Genomic DNA, 17,554 nt, shown 5'->3' with positions numbered 1-17,554 from the left:
GGGCGCGCCCACGCGGCGGAGCCGCATGTAAGCACAGCCCCGGGCCCCCTCCGGGGGGAAACTCCTCCCTCGCAGCTTGGGCACGAAGAAGGGGCCGCACCGTGGGTGCGGCCCCTTCTCTTCTCTGCTGTGTCTACAAGCTCTGCGCAGTCCGGCGACACTCAGCCGGTCACGCGGACCATGTCCGCCTGCGGCCCCTTCTGACCCTGCGAGATCTCGAACTCGACCCGCTGCCCTTCGTCCAGGGTGCGGTAACCGTCCATCTGGATCGCGCTGTAGTGGACGAACACGTCCGCACCACCGTCGACCGCGATGAAGCCGTACCCCTTCTCCGCGTTGAACCACTTGACGGTGCCCTGAGCCATTCCTAACTCCCCTATTACTGGCCCTTGCACGAGCCCGCACTTCGCGAACCCGGGTCAGACCTCACCCCCACAAGCAAGCGGGGGCGTGCGCCGGAACGCGTCGACCGCCGCTGAATGTATCTGCACGGACGCCCTGTGCAACAGGTCAATCGGACGAGAATTCTGGGCACGACTGATCGGAAATAAGCCTCAACTGCCGTCGGAGCAGGGCAAGTCGGGCCAGACATTCGGGGCCTTCACGACAATTGCCGTCCGGTTTTCGACAGCAACTTGTCCCGTTGTTGTCGCGGTGTTGATCCGCCCCTGGCGCGTTCTCATACGCGTCCGGCAACCGCCGGGAGGGGGAACTGCCGTAACTCTACCGTCTCCCGAACCGCCTCTCGTCACATGGAATCGCCCCTTCCGTTTTTCCTCGGAAGGGGCGATCACAGAGCCCGAGCGCTGGTCGGCGGGGCAGCGGCGGGCGGCTGCGGGGCCGCAGCCCCGACCGCGCGGCCGGACGGGTCAGCCGCCGGCCACCGCCGGGATGATGGAGATGCCCGCACCGTCCGGGGTGGGGGTCTCCAGGCCCTGCTCGAAGCGGACGTCGTCGTCGTTGACGTAGACGTTGACGAAGCGGCGGAGCTTGCCCGCGTCGTCCAGGACACGGGCGCTGATGCCCGCGTGGTTCTTCTCCAGGTCCGCCAGGACCTCGGCGAGGGTGCCGCCCTCGGCGGTGACCTCGGCCTGACCGCCCGTGTAGGTACGGAGGATGGTCGGGATCCGGACGTTGACGCTCATGTCGATCTTCCTAACGTAAGAGGGAAAGCACCCCAGGGGGCCCCGCTCCGGCATTCCCACCCGCTAAACACCGGGGGGCCGATTTCAGCCGTCTGAGGCGCCTCCGGCAACCTGGGCGCCCAGGGCACCCGGGGCACCTCGGTCAGGCCAGGCCGGACTCGCGGAAGGCGGCCAGGTTGGGGCGGATCACGGCGGTGGGCCGCGCCGTGGGGGCCACGGCGTCGAGGGTCTTGAGGCCGTCACCCGTGTTCAGCACGACGGTCGTGAGGCTCGGGTCGATGGCGCCGGACTCGATCAGCTTGCGGGTCACGCCCAGCGTGACACCTCCGGCCGTCTCCGCGAACACGCCCTCGGTCCGCGCGAGCAGCTTCATCGCGTCCACGATCTCCGCGTCGTTCACGTCCTCGACGGCCCCGCCGGTGCGCCGGCAGATGTCGATGACGTACGGACCGTCCGCCGGGTCGCCGATGGCGAGGGACTTGGCGATGGTGTCGGGCTGCTTGACCGGGCGGACGGCGGTGGTGCCCTCCTTGTACGCGCGGGAGACCGGCGAGCACCCCTCCGCCTGCGCGGCGAAGATCCGGAACGGCTTGTCCTCGACGAGCCCGAGCTGGATCAGCTCCCGCAGCCCCTTGTCGATCTTCACCAGCTGGCAGCCGGAGGCGACGGGGATGACGAGCTGGTCGGGCAGCCGCCAGCCGAGCTGCTCACAGATCTCGTACGCCAGGGACTTCGAGCCCTCGGCGTAGAACGGCCGCAGGTTGACGTTGGTGAAGCCCCAGCCCTCGCCCAGCGGGTCGCCGATGAGCTCGGAGCAGAAGCGGTTCACGTCGTCGTAGGTGCCGTCGATCGCGACGAGGTCGCCGCCGTAGATCGCGGCCATCACCACCTTGGACTGCTCCAGCCCGTCCGGGATGAACACGCACGAGCGCAGCCCGGCCCGGGAGGCGGCGGCGCCCACCGCACCGGCCAGGTTGCCGGTCGAGGAGCAGGAGAGGGTGGTGAACCCGAACGCCCGGGCTGCCTCCAGGGCGATGGCGACCGGACGGTCCTTGAAGGAGTGGGTGGGGTTGCCGGAGTCGTCCTTGACGTACAGACCGCCGGTCACTCCCAGCTCGGCGGCCAGCCGGTCGGCCTTCACCAACTGGGTGAAGCCGGGGTTCAGGTTCGGCTTCTCGGCGACGTCGGCCGGTACCGGCAGCAGCGGTGCGTAACGCCACATCGAGGCGGGACCGGCCTCGATCCGCCTGCGGAGGCCCTCCGGGTCACCGGTGGGCAGCTCGTAGGCGACTTCCAGCGGGCCGAAACACTCCAGACACACGAAGCTGGGCCCCAGCTCGGTGCGGGTGCCGCACTCGCGACAGGAGAGGGCCACAGCGGCGCCGAGATCGTGCGAGGTGGCGCCGGACGCGTCAGAGGCGTCGGTGGAAGTGGTGCTGTTCGCTGCAACTGTCTGCACAGCCATGGAGGCGAGGCCCTTTCTCCTCATCTTCCCCGTGGCGTATCTCGTCACGGGCCGGAATTGGCACCGTCCCCACGAGGCGGTCTCGCCTGGAGGGTCCGCGTACACGCGGATCGCGGGATGGTTGCCGGGGCTTCAACGGGCCGTTCCCTCTGCCCCTCTGGATGAGCTGCACTATGGCGCCGGGCGGCCAGGGGCCGCTCGGGCGTTTGTCGCGGCGACCCCGAGATGCGGAGGTCACCTGCGTTGTTCAAGACTGTAACTGACGGCGGTCACGCTTGAGAGGGACGTCCGAACCGCGAGATGGATCACCCGTCGCTCGCCTCCGCGGCCCTGGGGCCATGGCCTGGGGCCCTCGCCCGGGGCCGGCCACCGCACCACCCGTCCCACCTCAGCCCGACCAGCGGGACCCGACTACAGGAAGGCGGCGCACGTGCTCGATGAAGTGGGCCAATGGCTGCGGCGCCGCTCCTGGCGCGTCGCCGACCGGCCGCTGGAGGCGCTGCTGGCGGCCAAGCGCCGCACCGGCACCACCGTCAGCGTGGTGCTGCCCGCGCTCAACGAGGAGGCCACGGTCGGCGACATCGTCTCGGTGATCCGCCGCGAGCTGGCCTCGCCCCACCTCGATTCCGGGACACCGCTGGTGGACGAGCTGATCGTGATGAACTCCGGCTCCACCGACCGCACCGCCGAGGTCGCGGCAGCCGCCGGGGCCAAGGTGATCCACCGGGACGAGGTGCTGCCCAGGCTGCCGACCCGCCCCGGAAAGGGTGAGGTGCTGTGGCGCTCCCTGCTGGCGACCAGCGGCGACATCATCTGCTTCGTCGACGCGGACCTGCGCGAGTTCTCGCCCGACTTCGTCACCGGCATCGTCGGGCCGCTGCTGACGGAGCCGGACGTACAGCTGGTCAAGGCGATGTACGACCGCCCGCTGCCCGGCAGCCCGGCCGGCGGCGGGCGCGTGACCGAGCTGGTGGCGCGCCCCCTGCTCAATCTGCACTGGCCGCGGCTGGCCGGGCTCGTCCAGCCGCTGGGCGGCGAGTACGCGGCGCGCCGCTCGCTGCTGGAGCGGCTGCCCTTCCCGGTCGGCTACGGGGTGGAGCTGGCGCTGCTGGTCGACGCGCTGGAGCTGGTGGGGCTGGACGCGCTGGCCCAGGTCGATGTGGGCGTACGGCTGCACCGCAACCAGGACGGGCAGGCACTCGGCCGGATGGCCACCGCCATCTACGCGGCGGCCGAGCGCCGCATCGGCCGGGGCGGCCCGACGGTGGCGCACGGTGCGCGGAGCGTGTTCGAGGGACGGTCCGGCGGGACGGCGCTGACCCAGTTCGAGCGGGACGAGGCGGGCTGTTTCGTCCCCCGCGGCCACCTGGTGGATGCGGAGGAGCGCCCTCCGATGTGCACGGTGCCCGAGTACGGGCAGCGGGTGGCGGCGTGAGGGCGTCGGCGGACGAGGCTGCGGTACGGGCACGTTTGAGCGGTTTCGGCGGCGGCTAGGCTCGCCGCATGGTCGCTGGAGCAGCAACATCGCAGGGAGCACAGGGACCGCGGGTGACATCCGCGATGGTCCTCGTCGCGTCCAACCGTGGACCGGTGTCCTACACGCTGGGCGACGACGGCACGCTCACCGCGAAGCGCGGAGGCGGCGGCCTGGTTTCCGGACTGTCGGCCATCGGCTCCGGGACCGACGCGGTGTGGGTGTGCGCGGCGCTCGGTGCGGGCGATCGCGAGGCGGTCCGGCGCTCGGGCGGTCACCTGGACGGCGGGGACGTCGGCGGGCAGTCCGTACGGATGCTCGACATCCCGCCCGGCACCTTCGAGGCGGCGTACCACGGCATCGCCAACTCCGTGCTGTGGTTCACCCATCACATGCTGTACCAGACGCCGCTGGAACCGGTCTTCGACCAGGACTTCAGCCGCCAGTGGGCGGAGTACGAGGCGTACAACGCCGCCTTCGCCGAGGCGCTGGCGCAGGAGGCCGGGCGGGGCGCCACGGTGCTGGTGCAGGACTACCACCTCACCCTCGTCCCCGGCATGCTCCGCGAGCGCCGCCCCGATCTGCGGATCGGCCACTTCTCGCACACCCCCTGGGCGCCCGCCGACTACTTCCGGCTGCTCCCGGACGAGGTCGCCACGCAGGTGCTGCGCGGCATGCTCGGCGCCGACCGCACCGCGTTCTTGACCGCACGCTGGGCCCGGCTGTTCACCGAGTGCTGCGAACGGGTGCTGGGCGCGACGGTCACCGGGGAGGGAGCGGGCGATGCGCTCTCGGTGACCTACGAGGGCCGTACGACGCAGATCGGGGTGCACCCGCTCGGCGCGGACGGCGACTTCCTGCGCGAGCGGGCGCACCGGGACGACGTCGCCGAGCGGATGGCACAGCTGCGCGAACAGGTGGGTACGGGCCCGGACGGAAGCCCCCGCCGGACCATCGTTCGGGTGGACAGGACCGAGCTGTCCAAGAACATCGTCCGCGGCCTGTACGCGTACCGGCGGCTGCTCGCCGACCATCCCGAGTGGCGCGAACGCGTCGTCCATCTGGCGTTCGCCTACCCCTCGCGGCAGGATCTCGCCGTCTACCGCCACTACACGGCCGAGGTCGGCCGGGTCGCCGACGCGATCAACAAGGAGTTCGGCACCGATGGCTGGACGCCGGTCCTGCTGCATGTGAAGGATGACTTCGCACGCTCGCTGGCCGCCTACCGGATGGCGGACGTCGCGCTGGTGAACCCGATCCGCGACGGGATGAACCTCGTGGCGAAGGAGATCCCCGTCGTCTCCGACGAGGGCTGTGCCCTGGTCCTCTCCCGGGAGGCCGGAGCGTACGAGGAACTGGCGCCCGACGCCATTTGTGTGCACCCCTTCGATGTGCGGGAGACGGCCGCCGCCTTGCGGACAGCGCTGGAACTGGACGCCTCCACCCGCGCGGAGCGGACCCGCCGCCTGGCAAAGACCGCCACCTCCCAGCCCCCGACCCGCTGGCTGCTGAACCAGCTGGAAGCGCTCCGCTGACGGCCGCGGACCGCTACAGCGCGTCCGCCAGCGCACGCAGCCAGGCCGCCAGCCCGGCAGGGCCCGTGACGCGGACGTCGGCCGCGGTGCGGAGTTGCTCGACCGACTCCGTCGCCGTCTCGGGGGCGCTGTACACCAGCAGCCCCGGCACGCCCTCCCGGCGCAGCGCCGCGACGGTGGCGTACGCGGGAAGGTCGCCCAGGTCGTCACCGGCGTAGGCGACAGTGGTGGCGGCCCGTTCGCGGATGTAGTCCGCGAGTGCCGCGCCCTTGTCGGCGCCCGGCGGGCGGAGTTCGAGCACCATGCGGCCCGGCTCCACCATGAGTCCATGCCGCTCGGCAAGGGCGTACAGCGGGGTGCGCAGCTGGTCGAGGGCGGCCTCGGGCGAGGTCACGCGGCGGGTGTGTACGGCGAGCGCCCGGCCCTTGTCCTCCGTCCAGGTACCCTCCGGCGCTCCCGACTCGGCGAGCACGGCGGGGAGTTCGGCCCGTACCGCCGCGACCCCTGCGGGGGGGTCGGGTGCCCGCACGACCGGGTCCGCGGCGTCCCACCGTTCGGCCCCGTACGCACCGAGCACCGTCAGTCCCTCCAGCCCGGCGACGCTCTCGAAGCCGCCGTACCGTACGGCGTCAGCCGCGGGCCGGCCGGTGATGACGGCGACGCCGGCCAGCCGCGGGGCCAGCCGCGCCAGCGCGTGCACTGCTTCGGGGTCGGCCCGCGCGTCCTGCGGGTCGGTGACGATGGGCGCGAGCGTCCCGTCGAAGTCGAACGCGAGCACGGCGCGCGCGGGGTCGGAGAGCAGGGCGGCGAGCCCGGCACGCCCGGCCTCCGTCTCCGGGAGCGAGGGAAGCGACATGGCCGCACCATAACCAGCTGTGGTTACGGCTGGTGGGTACGGTCCCGGTTGGCCTGTCGGACGCGCCGCAGCCGGTTGACGGTCACGGGATCGTGCCGGGCAGCGCGGGGGTCGTCGAGCAGCGCGTTGAGGTACTGGTAGTAGCGCACGGGCGACATGCCGAGCCGCTCCCGGACGGCGCGTTCCTTCTCGCCGGGGGAGGCCCACCCGCGGGCGGCGAAGGCGAGCACGGCGCGGTCCTCGTCCGAGAGTTCCGCCATCCGGTCCTCGTCCGAGAGCTCCGCCACCGCCTCGCCGCTGTCCGCACCGTCACGCTCGTCTTCCGTACCGCTCACCCCTCCACCGTACGCGGGAGGGGTGTCAGGAGCGGCCCCGCATCAGCGGCGACGCCGCGCCAGGAGCGGCCCGCATCAGGACGGCGCCGCGTCCTCCTCGGCCGCCGCCTTGCGCTGCAGCGTGGTCAGGACGCCCCTCGGGTCGCCGTCCTTCATGGCCGCCTGGCCGATGGTCTTCTTGATGATCGCGCTGGTGTCCGCCCAGGACACCTTGCCCACCGGGTAGAACTCGGCCCCGGCGAGCTGGTCGAGGAAGGGCCAGAGCTTCTTCTGCTTCTTGTCCTTGCGCATCCGCTGGGAGGCGCTGCTGGTGACGGGCAGCAGCCCGTACTGGGACGTGAAGGCGTAGTGGTTCTTCTCCTCGTAGACGAAGGCGAGGAACTTGCCGCACGCTTCGCGATGGCCGTTCTTGTTGAAGGCCATCATCCAGTCGGCCACGCCGAGGGTGCCCTCGGCGGGGCCGTCGTTGCCGGGCAGCTTGGCGGTGCCGTAGGAGATGTTCTTCTTGTCGGCCTGCTGCATCAGGGTGGGGTGGCCGTTGAGGATGCCCACGTCGCCCTCGGTGAACGCCTCGAACATCTTCTGCCGGTCGACGCGCTGGGGGCTGGGTTCGGTGTAGCCGGGGGTGACGAGGTTGTCGCGCAGCCACTGGAACGTCTCGACGTTCTCGGGGGAGTTGAGGGTGTAGTTGCCCACGCTGTCGACGAAGCTTCCGCCGTTGCCGAGTATCCACATCAGGGACTCGCCCTGGGCTTCCTCGGGGCCGAGCGGCAGACCGTAGGGGATCTTGACGCCGGCCGCTTTGAGGGCTCGCGCCGCGGTCTTGAGGTCGCGCCAGCTCTCCGGCGGCTCGTCGGGGTCCAGCCCGGCCTTCTTGAAGAGGTCCTTGTTGTAGAAGAGCACCCGGGTGCTGGCGACGAACGGCAGACCGTACTGGACGCGCCGTACCTCTCCCGCCTCGGCGAGTGCGACGAGGAACTCGGCCTGCGCCGGTATCGGAAGGAGCTCGCTGACCTTGTACAGCTTTCCCTCTGCTGCCCAGTTGGCGTACGAGTCGACCTGGGCGATGTCCGGCGGGTCGCCCGCCTCGACCATCTCGGTGAGCTTCTTGCCGATGTCGTTCCAGCTGTAGACGGTGACGTCGACAGTGATGTCGGGGTTCTTCTTGGTGAAAGCGTCGGCGAGTTTCCGCCAGTAGATCTTCGAGCTGTTCTCCGCACCTGGGTTCCCGTAGTCGGCGGCGACGAGCTTCAGCTTCACCTCTCCCGATCCCGGGCCACCGCCGCAGCCGGACAGTGCGGTCATCCCGGCCGCTCCGGCCACTCCGGTCGCGGCCATCCCCAGGAAACGACGCCGATCCATTCTCTACTACCCCTCAACCCTGAGACCTCAGAAGGTGCCACAGGCCCCGATGCCCACACTCTCCCCCCTGGCACCACCGGCCCCGGCCCGATGGGCGGGAGTCTCCCCCCAGGAGGGCCCGAGCGTCTACCGAAACCGGATACCGGTAAGGAATCAGCTTGGCTTCCATTCGGTGATCCGGAACCGGAAGCCGGCAGAGTGGACTAGACCTTTTGGGCTCTCGCACGGGAAACTGTTCCCGTGAACACCCGTGACGAGGCCCCCCACACCTCTGCCGTGCGTTACGTCATCGCCCTGGATGTCGGCGGCACCGGCATGAAGGCCGCTCTCATCGGCACCGGCAACGAACTGCTGCACGAGGCACGTCGGGCCACCGGACGCGAGCGCGGGCCCGAGGCCGTGGTGGCCGGAATCCTCGACTTCGCCGCCGAACTGCGCGCCCTGGGCCTGGAGCTGTACGGCACCGAGCCGTCCGCCGCGGGCGTCGCCATCCCCGGCACCATCGACGAAGAGGGCGGCGTCGCCGTCTTCTCCGCCAACCTCGGCTGGCGCGACGTCCCCATGCGCGCCCTGCTGAGCGACCGCCTCGGCCAGGGGCGGGATGCCCAACTGCCGCCGCTGCCGGTGGCGCTCGGGCACGACGTGCGTACCGGCGGGCTCGCGGAAGGCCGCATCGGCGCCGGGGAGGGCGTGGACCGCTACCTCTTCGTGCCGCTGGGCACCGGCATCGCGGGCGCCATCGGCATCGGCGACCGGGTCGAACCGGGCGCGCACGGCAGCTCGGGGGAGATCGGCCACATCGTCGTACGGCCCGACGGCCCGCCCTGCGGCTGCGGACAGCGCGGCTGTCTGGAACGGCTCGCCTCGGCGTCCGCTGTCGGCGCGGCCTGGGCGGCGGCCAGCGGCGACCCCGAGGCGACGGCGGCCGACGCGGCGAAGGCCGTCGAGGCGGGCGACCCACGTGCCCAGCGGGTGTGGGCCGACGCCATCGATGCGCTGGCCAGCGGCCTGGTCACGGGACTTACCCTGCTCGACCCCCGCACACTGATCATCGGCGGCGGCCTCGCCGAGGCGGGCGACACCCTCTTCGTTCCGCTCCGGGAGGCGGTGCGCGAGAAGGTCACCTTTCAGCCACTCCCGGCCATCGTGCCCGCGGCCCTGGGTGATGCCGCGGGCTGCCTGGGCGCGGGGCTCCTCGCCTGGGATCTACTCTCCGCGGAGGTTGCGAGCCGATGAGCAAGCGAACGGTGCTGACCGGTGCCCGGGTGGTGTTGCCCGAAGGGGTGCGGGAGAACGGCAGGCTGACGGTCGAGGGCCGCACCCTCACCGCCGTCGGTCATGGGCCCGGACCGGCGGCCGGGAGTCCCGAACCGGGCGCCGGGACGCTCGATCTGACGGGGCACTGGATCGTGCCCGGCTTCGTCGACACCCACGTACACGGCGGCGGGGGCGCCTCCTTCTCGGCGGGCAGCCACGAGGAGTCGCTGACCGCCATCGGCACCCACCGCGAGCACGGCACCACCACCATGGTCGCCTCCACGGTCACCGGCGACCTGGACGATCTGTCCCGGCAGGCGGGTTCGCTGAGCGAACTGGTCGAACAGGGCGAGCTGGCGGGCATCCACTTCGAGGGCCCGTTCATCTCCTGCGAACGGCGCGGTGCGCACGAGGAGTCGCTGCTGCGCGACCCCGACCCCGGCGACGTACGCAAGCTGCTGGACGCGGCCCGCGGCCGGGCGGTGATGATGACGCTCGCGCCTGAACGGCCCGGCGGGCTGGACTCGGTACGGCTGCTCGTCGACAACGGCGTGATCGCCGCCGTCGGCCACACCGACGGCAGCTACGAGGGCACCCAGGAGGCCATCGACGCCGGAGCCACGGTCGCCACCCATCTGTTCAACGCGATGCCGCCGCTCGGCCACCGGCAGCCCGGACCGGTCGCCGCGCTGCTGGCGGACGAGCGCGTCACCGTCGAGCTGATCAACGACGGCATCCATCTGCACCCCGCCGTCCTCCGCCTGGCGTTCGAGGCGGCTGGCGCCGACCGGGTCGCCTTCATCACCGACGCGATGGGCGCGGCGGGCATGGGCGACGGCCGCTACCCGCTGGGCAACCTGGAGGTCGAGGTGCGGGGCGGCGTGGCCCGGCTGGTGGAGGGCGGCTCCATCGCCGGTTCCACGCTGACGCTCGATCAGGCGTTCAAGCGCGCGGTCACCGTGGACGGGCTGCCGGTCACCGACACCGTCACGGCGCTGTCCGCCACCCCGGCGCGGCTGCTGGGCATGGCCGACCGGGTGGGCTCGATCGAGACCGGGAAGCTGGCGGACCTGGTGGTGCTGGACGAGGAGTTCACGCTGGCCGGAGTCATGCGCCAGGGCAGCTGGATCGTGCCGCCGCGCACCCGCTGAGCCGGGCCGAGGGGTCGCCCGGCACGGGTTCGAATGGCATGATCGCTCGCGCGGTCGCGGATCGCTCGCGGGCTGTGGAGCCGCTCGTGCGGTCGCGGGCCGCCGAAGTGTCGTATGTCGTGGTTGTAAGCCGTGGGTTGTATGTCATGAACCGTCGTCAGCCGGGTGAGGGTGGTGCGAGCAGATGATCCTGACCGTCACGCTCAACGCCGCACTCGACCTCACCTACCGTGTGCCCCACCTCGTACCGCACGCCTCGCACCGGGTGCGGGAGGTGACCGAGCGCCCCGGCGGCAAGGGGCTGAACGTCGCCCGGGTGCTCGGTGCGCTCGGCTTCAGGACGACCGTCACCGGCTTCGTCGGCGGCGAGATGGGCCGCGTCCTACGGGCTCTGCTGGCGGCGGACGCCGCCGAGCACATCGCGGGCGGCGGCACCGCCACCGTCACCGACGCGCTGTTCCAGGTGGCCGGGCGCACCCGGCGCACCGTCGCTGTCGTCGACGAGACCACCGGCGACACCACCCAGTTCAACGAGCCCGGACCGCACATCACGCCCGAGGAGTGGGACGGCTTCCTGACCGCCTACCGCGCGCTGCTGGGCCGCGGCGCCGAGGCCGTCGCACTGTGCGGCAGCCTGCCGCCGGGCGTGCCCGTCGGTGCGTACGCGACGCTCGTCCGCGAGGCGCGTACGGCCGGGATTCCCGTCCTGCTGGACACCGACGGGGAGCCGCTGCGCCGCGGGCTGGCCGCCCGGCCCGACATCGTCAAGCCCAACGCGGAGGAGCTGGCCGGGATCACCGGCACCGCGGAACCGCTGCGCGCAGCCCGCGCGGCCCAGCGGCGCGGCGCCCACGCGGTGGCGGCCTCGCTGGGGGCCGACGGGATGCTGCTGGTCACCCAGGACGGCGCCTGGAGCGCCGCGGTGCCCGAGCGGCTGGCCGGCAACCCGACCGGCGCGGGCGACTCCGCGGTCGCGGGCCTGCTCTCCGGCCTCGCCGAGGGCCTGCCCTGGCCGGACCGGCTGACCCGCGCGGTCGCGCTGTCCGCGGCGACGGTGCGCTCTCCGGTGGCCGGCGAGTTCGACGAGCCGACCTACACGCGGATGCTCACCTCGGTACGGGTCCGCAAGGCGGAGACCCCTTGAGGGGGTGAGCAGAGGTTGCGGTGACGGCCGTGGAACCTCCGCCCGGCCTGCGGCCTCTCAGCCGTCGCTCTTCCAGCCCTTGGTGAGCCAGACCTTGTCCAGGTTGGCCTCGCACCCGGAGCCGCAGGCGATCTTGATCGAGTTCTGGCCCTTTTCGAGCAGGATGTACGAATACGTATCCGTCCAGCCCTGTTCCCAGTCGCCTTCCTTGGCGTGGGAGAAGTTCTTCAGCCGCACCGGCCGGCTCTCGGGCTTCCCGTTGACGGTGAGGTCGGCGGCCGTGTCCTTGCCGGGCACGCCGTAGCGGACGTGCAGGGTGTACTTGCCGGCTGCGGGTACGCCCTTCATCTCCCAGGTCGCCGCGGCACCCGGCTGGTTCATGTCGACGTACGCGCCGCCACGGGCCTGGGCGCCCGGCACCTGTTTGGCGACGGTGGCGCCGTTGAGGTTGAGGCTGGCCGCGTCCTCCTTGGGCAGCGTCTTCGGCGCGGGTTTCTTGTCCTTCTTGTCGCCGTTGCCGTCGTTGCCCTGGTTCTGGTCGTCCTGCTGGCTGCTGCCGCCGGTGTCGTTGGCCTGCGGGTCCTCGGCGGTGTTGTCGTCGTTGAAGACGATGGCGGCGCCGATACCCAGGACCACCGCGGCGACGACGGCTATCGCGCCCACCAGCAGGCCGGTCCGGTTGCGGCCGCCGCGACCGTTGCCCGCTCCGCCCTGCTGCCGTGCCGCCGCTCGCCCGCCGGGCACCGTCTCGGGCGCCGCATAGTGCGGGCTGGGCCGGCTCTCCGGCGGCGGGGGCTGCTGCGGATAGCCGTAACCGGACTGCTGCTGGGGGTGACCGTAGCCGGATCCCTGCTGCGGATAGCCGTAGCCGGAGCGCTGCTGTTGCTGCGGGTAGCCGTAGCCGTACTGCCGCTCGCCGACGGCACGGACCTGGTTGAAGGAGCGACGGGGAACGCCGGGTTGCTGGCCGGGTGCGGCGGACTGCTGGGCGTCGCCCTCCTGCCGGTACAGATACGCGAACGGGTCCTCGTCGCCCCCTTCCGGCGCAGCCCCCGTGCCGTTGTTCTCGGCGGTCATCCCCTCACTCCCTACTGCGTCAGGTATCCGGGCGAGCCTACCTCTCCTGGGTGAACGGCTTGGCACGGTTGCTGGCCGAAGGACCCGGACTGTGCTAGCCCGCCCGGCGCTGCCCCTTGGACCGGGACCGCTTCTCCACATACATGCGCTGGTCAGCGGATTGCAGGACCTCTTCGGCCGTCATTCCGCAGCCCGCCCAGCCGATGCCGAAGCTGGCGCCTACCCGCACCGCACGCCCGTCAACCTGGATCGGGGGGATGATCGCGTTCCGCAGCCGTACGGCCAGGTCCTGGGCCTCCGCCGGGCCCAGCCCATCGGCCAGCACCACGAACTCGTCGCCGCCCAGCCGGGCGACCGTGTCGTCGTCCCGCACCCCGGCCTCGAGGCGGCGGGCCACCGCGATGAGCACCGCGTCGCCGCAGTGGTGGCCGTAGCGGTCGTTGATGGACTTGAAACCGTCCAGATCGCAGAAGAGGACGGCGAGCCCCTTCTCACCGGGCCCGTCGCCCTTCGGCGGCACCGCGTGCACATGGTGCGGGTCCGGGCTCCCGCCCCCGGGGCCCGCGGCAGTGCCCGCTCCCGGCTCCGTTCCGGGGCCCGCGCCGGATATCCCGCCCAGCCCTTCCAGGTCCCAGAAGCCGTCCCCGGGTCCGTACCCGTATCCGGGCCCGCCGCCCGGGTGCCCGGCGGCTGGGTCGGCGCCGGATGCGGCGTCCGCCGGGGCCACCGGCCGGCCCGGCATGGAGCACAGCCTGCCGGCCAGCCGGGCCCGCAGCTCGGCGCTGTTCGGCAGCCCGGTCAGCGAGTCGTGGCTGGCGCGGTGCGCGAGCTGGAGCTCGTGCCGCTTGCGCTCCTCGATGTCCTCGACGTGGGTGAGCAGATAGCGCGGCCCGTCGGCGGTGTCGGCGACCACGGAGTTGCGCAGCGAGACCCACACATAGCTGCCGTCGCGCCGCTGCAGCCGCAGCTCGGCCCGGCCGCCCTCGGCCGAGGTGCGCAGCAGCGTACGGATGTCCTCCGGGTGGACCAGGTCGGAGAAGGAGTAGCGGCGCATCGCGGCGGCGGGGCGGCCCAGCAGCCGGCACAGCGCGTCGTTGATCCGCAGCAGCCGCCCCTGCTGGTCACCGCCCATCTCGGCGACGGCCATCCCGCTCGGCGCGTACTCGAACGCCTGTCGAAAGCTTTCCTCACTGGCCCGCAGCGCCTGCTGTTCGCGCTCCAGCCGCACCAAGGCCCGCTGCATGTTCGAGCGGAGCCGCGCGTTGCTGATGGCGATGGCGGCCTGCGACGCGTACATCTGCAACGCCTCGCAGCCCCATGCGCCGGGGCGGCGGCCGTTGCGGGGCCGGTCGACCGAGAGCACGCCCAGCAGCTCGCCGTCGGGGGCGTACAGCGGTGCGAAGAGACGGTCCATGGGGTGCCAGGCGTCAGGCGTGTCCCGCACCGCGGAGGGCGCGTGCCACTCGGGCACCTCGTCGTTGTCCAGCACCCAGCCCTCGGTGTAGGGGATGAAGCAGAGCACTCCCCACTGCTCGCCCATCGTCAGCCGGCGTTCCCAGGAGGCGCGGGAACCGACTCGGCCCGCCATCACCGACTCGGCGGCGGCACTGCCCGCGACGGCGGCCACGACGAGGTCTCCGTCGGCGCGCACCAGGTTGACCGCGGCTATCTCGAAGCCGAGGCCCTCGACCACCCCGTCGGCGACCGTCTGCAGGGTGTCGGCGAGGCTGCGGGCCGTGTTGAGCTGCGCCACGACGCGGTGCAGCTGGCGCAGACTGGCGAGGCGGACGTAGGGCTCCGACTCGGTTTCCATAGCCCTCCCCCTGAGCCTTGCTCGTCAACTCCAGATGCTCGTGGCGTCGCTTCGGGGCCTCACTGCCTCAGCGTCTCGGCTGCGTTCTCGGCTGCCATGGCCACTGAATCACAGCGAGCTGTTCACCCGGTACACAGGGTCAACAATTAATGCCCTCTGTGACTCAAGTCACAACAGTCCGCGACTAGTTGATTGCGCAACGTGTGCCCTGGGCAGCCGCCGCACATGCCCGTGGTGTCTCGTCATACCCGGGGAGAGTGCCGATGGTCCTAGTCCCTGCCTGGTCCCGGAGCCCGATGCGGGGCCGAAAAGGTGGCGGCTAGCGTAGCCAGCGTGTCCCACGCAGTGCAGCAGCAAACGACCCCCGTGCCCCAGGCCCACCCGATGCCCCATGCTGATGGGGTGAGCGACGAGGAGTTCCGCGCGGCGATGGCGCGGCTGGCGGCCGGCGTGGTGCTTGTCACCGCGCACGACCCCGAGGAGGGAGCACGCGGCGAGGACGTCGGCATGACGGCCACCGCGTTCATGTCCGTCTCGCTGGACCCGCCGCTGGTCCTGATCAGCGTGCGCGAGGAGTCGCGGATGGACGAGCTGCTCTCCCGCCAGGACCACTGGGCCGTCTCCCTGCTCACGGACGCCCAGCACCAGACCGCCGGTCGCTTCGCTATGAAGGCGCGGCTCAGCGACCGGCTCCTCTTCCAGGAGCTCCCCCACACCCGCGGTACCGCCAGCGGCGCACCCCTGGTGGACGGCGCGCTGGCAGCCGTCGAGTGCCGTACGGAACAGCGGGTGACGGCGGGCGACCACACCCTGGTCATCGGGCGCGTCCTGGCCACGCGGCTCACCCACGGCGAGGGCGGGCCGCTGCTGTATTACAGCGGGCGCTACCGGTCGCTGCGCTGACCCTGCGGGGCTTCGCCGGTTCCGGGGAGCGGGTGCCCATACCCGACGGTTGCGAGCTGCGGGTCCGTTGTGGTTGATCGCGCAGTTCCCCGCGCCCCTGACGGGGCGCAGCCCCCATGTGTCAGTCCCAGCCGCGCCCCGTGCGGCCCCGTTTCACCTCGCTGCGCTGCTTCTTCTGGCGGAGCCTGCGCTCGTTGATCCCGCGGGGCATCTTCTTCTTGCGCCGCGGGGGCGGCGGGGGCGCCGTCGCCTCCGCGAGCAGGGAGGCCATCCGCACCGCCGCCGTCTCCCGATTACGCCACTGCGAACGGTGCTCACTCGCCCGTACGACCAGCACGGCGCCGTCCACCAGGCGGTTCGCCAGCCGCTCCAGCGCGCGGCGCTTCCACACCTCGGGCAGCGCCTGGGTGCGCGCCAGGTCGAAGCGCAGCTCGGCCTGGCTGTCGCTGGTGTTCACATGCTGGCCGCCCGGCCCCGACGAACGCGTGAAGCGCCACGTCAGCTCGGCCTCGGGCAGGGCGACCGCGCCTCGGATGTAGTAGGGACCGGACATGGGTTCCATGGTCCGGCCTCCCGGCGCGGCCGTCATCCGCTTTTCCGTACGGCTACGGAAAAGCGCCGCGACGGTAAAGAATGCAAAGTCCGACCGGAAAGCTGGAACCCGTCCGTCCCTCGGTAGCGTTGTGGAGGGTGTGAGGCGTGCGGCCGCAGACCCCGGTGTGGTTGCGATCCGACGCCGGTGATTTCCTCAGGGATCACCATCAGAGCCAGACACGACAGAAGGGCACCCCATGGCTGTAAGCCTGTCCAAAGGCGGCAACGTCTCGCTCACCAAGGAGGCACCGGGCCTGACCGCCGTCACGGTCGGCCTCGGCTGGGACGTGCGTACCACCACCGGCACGGACTTCGACCTCGACGCGAGCGCCATCGCGGTGACGGCAGAGGGCAAGGTCTACTCCGACCAGCACTTCATCTTCTTCAACAACAAGGCGACGCCGGACCAGTCCATCGTGCACACCGGTGACAACGTCACCGGTGAGGGCGAGGGCGACGACGAGCAGATCAACGTCAACCTGGCCGCGCTGCCCGGCGAGATCGACAAGATCGTCTTCCCGGTCTCGATCTACGACGCGGAGAGCCGCAGCCAGAACTTCGGCCAGGTGCGGAATGCCTTCATCCGCATCATCAACCAGGCCGGCGGCACCGAGATCGCCCGCTACGACCTGAGCGAGGACGCCGCCACCGAGACCGCCATGGTCTTCGGCGAGCTGTACCGCAACGGCGCGGAGTGGAAGTTCCGCGCCGTCGGCCAGGGGTACGCCTCCGGCCTGGTGGGCATCGCCCAGGACTTCGGCGTCAACGTCTGAAGCGGCCCACGCGACGCGGGTGGCGCTCTCCGCCGAGGGAGCGCCACCCGCGCCACTCCGGTGCCCACCGCCCCGGCGGACGGCTGGGTGGCCGTGACACGATCGCGCCGTGCTCGACATCGGCTACGCCCTCTCCCGCCGCTTCCCCGATCCGCCCCAGACGGACTACCGCAGCGCTGACGTACACACGCTGCGGCACGATCTCTTCTGCGGGGACATCTATCTCGCCGACACCGCCGCCGACCGCGAGCTGTCCACAGGCTGGGGATGGGTGCCGGTGCTCGACTTCGCATGGGCGCTGTGCGACATCGTCGAAGAGCTGGACCGCGACAACCGCGGTAGTCGTTCTCCCGGCCCGCACCGGGCCACCCTGGATTTCACCGAGTCCGCCGAACTGCTCCGCTTCACCCGCCGTTTCGGCTGGGTGGAGATCACCGCGGACTGGTCGGCGGACGACGAAGGCCCGCTCTCCTTCTCCCACAGCGAGCTGCGCCGGGAGGCCCGCGACTTCCTGCACGATCTCGTCGCGGACCTCACCGACATGCACGAGGGCCTGGACGGCAACCCGGCCCTGTGGACCCTGACGGCCCGCTTCCCGCGGATGCAGTGACCGCGCGACGGTGCGGGGAGGGCGCGCGGCTCGCGCCGGCTCCCGGCACCGCTCCGCGTC

17 protein-coding genes and 1 riboswitch are annotated in these 17,554 nt (G+C 71.5%); of the genes, 8 read left to right on the top strand and 9 right to left on the bottom strand.

Translation table 11 applies throughout. From position 1 onward, the window contains the following. Positions 1–161: 161 nt before the first annotated feature. The 3 genes from ACTWQF_RS26745 to thrC all read right to left on the bottom strand — a co-directional run bounded on the left by ACTWQF_RS26745 (position 162) and on the right by thrC (position 2,610). Positions 162–365, bottom strand: coding sequence for a cold-shock protein (locus ACTWQF_RS26745; protein WP_016472377.1), 204 nt, complete (start codon positions 363–365; stop codon positions 162–164). A 504-nt stretch (positions 366–869) separates the two neighbouring features. Further along, the gene (locus ACTWQF_RS26740; RefSeq protein WP_443282246.1) at positions 870–1,145 is read right to left on the bottom strand and encodes a MoaD/ThiS family protein; all 276 of its coding nucleotides are present in this window, start codon (positions 1,143–1,145) and stop codon (positions 870–872) included. Between the two features lie 142 nt (positions 1,146–1,287). Next, entirely contained in the window at positions 1,288–2,610 is a 1,323-nt protein-coding gene (gene thrC, locus ACTWQF_RS26735; RefSeq protein ID WP_443282245.1) for a threonine synthase, read from the bottom strand. Between the two features lie 17 nt (positions 2,611–2,627). Then, positions 2,628–2,778, bottom strand: a riboswitch (SAM riboswitch). A 262-nt stretch (positions 2,779–3,040) separates the two neighbouring features. Here thrC and ACTWQF_RS26730 point away from each other — a divergent pair. Next, entirely contained in the window at positions 3,041–4,045 is a 1,005-nt protein-coding gene (locus ACTWQF_RS26730) for a glucosyl-3-phosphoglycerate synthase (RefSeq protein WP_443282244.1), read from the top strand. A 125-nt stretch (positions 4,046–4,170) separates the two neighbouring features. Next, positions 4,171–5,619, top strand: coding sequence for an alpha,alpha-trehalose-phosphate synthase (UDP-forming) (locus ACTWQF_RS26725; protein ID WP_443282304.1), 1,449 nt, complete (start codon positions 4,171–4,173; stop codon positions 5,617–5,619). Positions 5,620–5,632: 13 nt separating this feature from the next. On the opposite strand, the gene otsB is transcribed toward ACTWQF_RS26725, so the two are convergent. The 3 genes from otsB to ACTWQF_RS26710 form a co-directional block, all read right to left on the bottom strand. After that, positions 5,633–6,475 carry a trehalose-phosphatase gene (otsB, locus tag ACTWQF_RS26720; protein ID WP_443282243.1) on the bottom strand — a complete coding sequence of 281 codons (843 nt, stop codon included), beginning with the start codon at positions 6,473–6,475 and terminating at the stop codon, positions 5,633–5,635. 23 nt (positions 6,476–6,498) lie between these two features. Then, positions 6,499–6,810, bottom strand: coding sequence for a DUF3263 domain-containing protein (locus ACTWQF_RS26715; RefSeq protein ID WP_443282242.1), 312 nt, complete (start codon positions 6,808–6,810; stop codon positions 6,499–6,501). 75 nt (positions 6,811–6,885) lie between these two features. Beyond that, positions 6,886–8,172, bottom strand: coding sequence for an extracellular solute-binding protein (locus ACTWQF_RS26710; protein WP_443282241.1), 1,287 nt, complete (start codon positions 8,170–8,172; stop codon positions 6,886–6,888). 276 nt (positions 8,173–8,448) lie between these two features. Between ACTWQF_RS26710 and ACTWQF_RS26705 the strand changes: the two genes are divergently transcribed. The 3 genes from ACTWQF_RS26705 to ACTWQF_RS26695 all read left to right on the top strand — a co-directional run bounded on the left by ACTWQF_RS26705 (position 8,449) and on the right by ACTWQF_RS26695 (position 11,724). Next, positions 8,449–9,408 carry an ROK family protein gene (locus ACTWQF_RS26705; RefSeq protein ID WP_443282303.1) on the top strand — a complete coding sequence of 320 codons (960 nt, stop codon included), beginning with the start codon at positions 8,449–8,451 and terminating at the stop codon, positions 9,406–9,408. After that, positions 9,405–10,580 carry an N-acetylglucosamine-6-phosphate deacetylase gene (gene nagA / locus ACTWQF_RS26700; protein WP_443282240.1) on the top strand — a complete coding sequence of 392 codons (1,176 nt, stop codon included), beginning with the start codon at positions 9,405–9,407 and terminating at the stop codon, positions 10,578–10,580. Before ACTWQF_RS26705 ends, nagA begins: the two co-directional genes overlap by 4 nt. A 184-nt stretch (positions 10,581–10,764) precedes the next feature. Further along, positions 10,765–11,724, top strand: coding sequence for a 1-phosphofructokinase family hexose kinase (locus ACTWQF_RS26695; protein WP_443282239.1), 960 nt, complete (start codon positions 10,765–10,767; stop codon positions 11,722–11,724). Between the two features lie 57 nt (positions 11,725–11,781). Here ACTWQF_RS26695 and ACTWQF_RS26690 read toward each other — a convergent pair whose 3' ends face one another. Together ACTWQF_RS26690 and cdgB are read right to left on the bottom strand one after the other, a co-directional pair. Continuing rightward, a complete protein-coding gene (locus ACTWQF_RS26690; protein ID WP_443282238.1) occupies positions 11,782–12,801 on the bottom strand; it encodes a hypothetical protein in 1,020 nt (339 codons plus the stop codon). A gap of 94 nt (positions 12,802–12,895) precedes the next feature. Next, positions 12,896–14,614 carry a diguanylate cyclase CdgB gene (cdgB, locus tag ACTWQF_RS26685; RefSeq protein ID WP_443282237.1) on the bottom strand — a complete coding sequence of 573 codons (1,719 nt, stop codon included), beginning with the start codon at positions 14,612–14,614 and terminating at the stop codon, positions 12,896–12,898. A 429-nt stretch (positions 14,615–15,043) separates the two neighbouring features. Here cdgB and ACTWQF_RS26680 point away from each other — a divergent pair, with 429 nt between their 5' ends. Then, positions 15,044–15,517, top strand: a complete 474-nt coding sequence (locus ACTWQF_RS26680; protein ID WP_443282302.1) for a flavin reductase family protein — start codon at positions 15,044–15,046, stop codon at positions 15,515–15,517. A gap of 121 nt (positions 15,518–15,638) precedes the next feature. On the opposite strand, the gene arfB is transcribed toward ACTWQF_RS26680, so the two are convergent. Next, the gene (arfB, locus tag ACTWQF_RS26675) at positions 15,639–16,079 is read right to left on the bottom strand and encodes an alternative ribosome rescue aminoacyl-tRNA hydrolase ArfB (protein WP_443282236.1); all 441 of its coding nucleotides are present in this window, start codon (positions 16,077–16,079) and stop codon (positions 15,639–15,641) included. A 229-nt stretch (positions 16,080–16,308) separates the two neighbouring features. Here arfB and ACTWQF_RS26670 point away from each other — a divergent pair, with 229 nt between their 5' ends. Both ACTWQF_RS26670 and ACTWQF_RS26665 read left to right on the top strand, forming a co-directional pair. Beyond that, positions 16,309–16,884, top strand: a complete 576-nt coding sequence (locus ACTWQF_RS26670; protein ID WP_443248145.1) for a TerD family protein — start codon at positions 16,309–16,311, stop codon at positions 16,882–16,884. Between the two features lie 109 nt (positions 16,885–16,993). Further along, positions 16,994–17,494, top strand: coding sequence for a hypothetical protein (locus ACTWQF_RS26665; RefSeq protein WP_443282235.1), 501 nt, complete (start codon positions 16,994–16,996; stop codon positions 17,492–17,494). Positions 17,495–17,554 lie beyond the last annotated feature (60 nt).

It is taken from the genome of Streptomyces sp. 8N114, assembly GCF_052245835.1.
Taxonomy (GTDB): domain Bacteria; phylum Actinomycetota; class Actinomycetes; order Streptomycetales; family Streptomycetaceae; genus Streptomyces.
The sequence above is the reverse complement of the archived record's forward strand: the minus strand, read 5'-3'. Positions and strand labels throughout refer to the sequence as shown.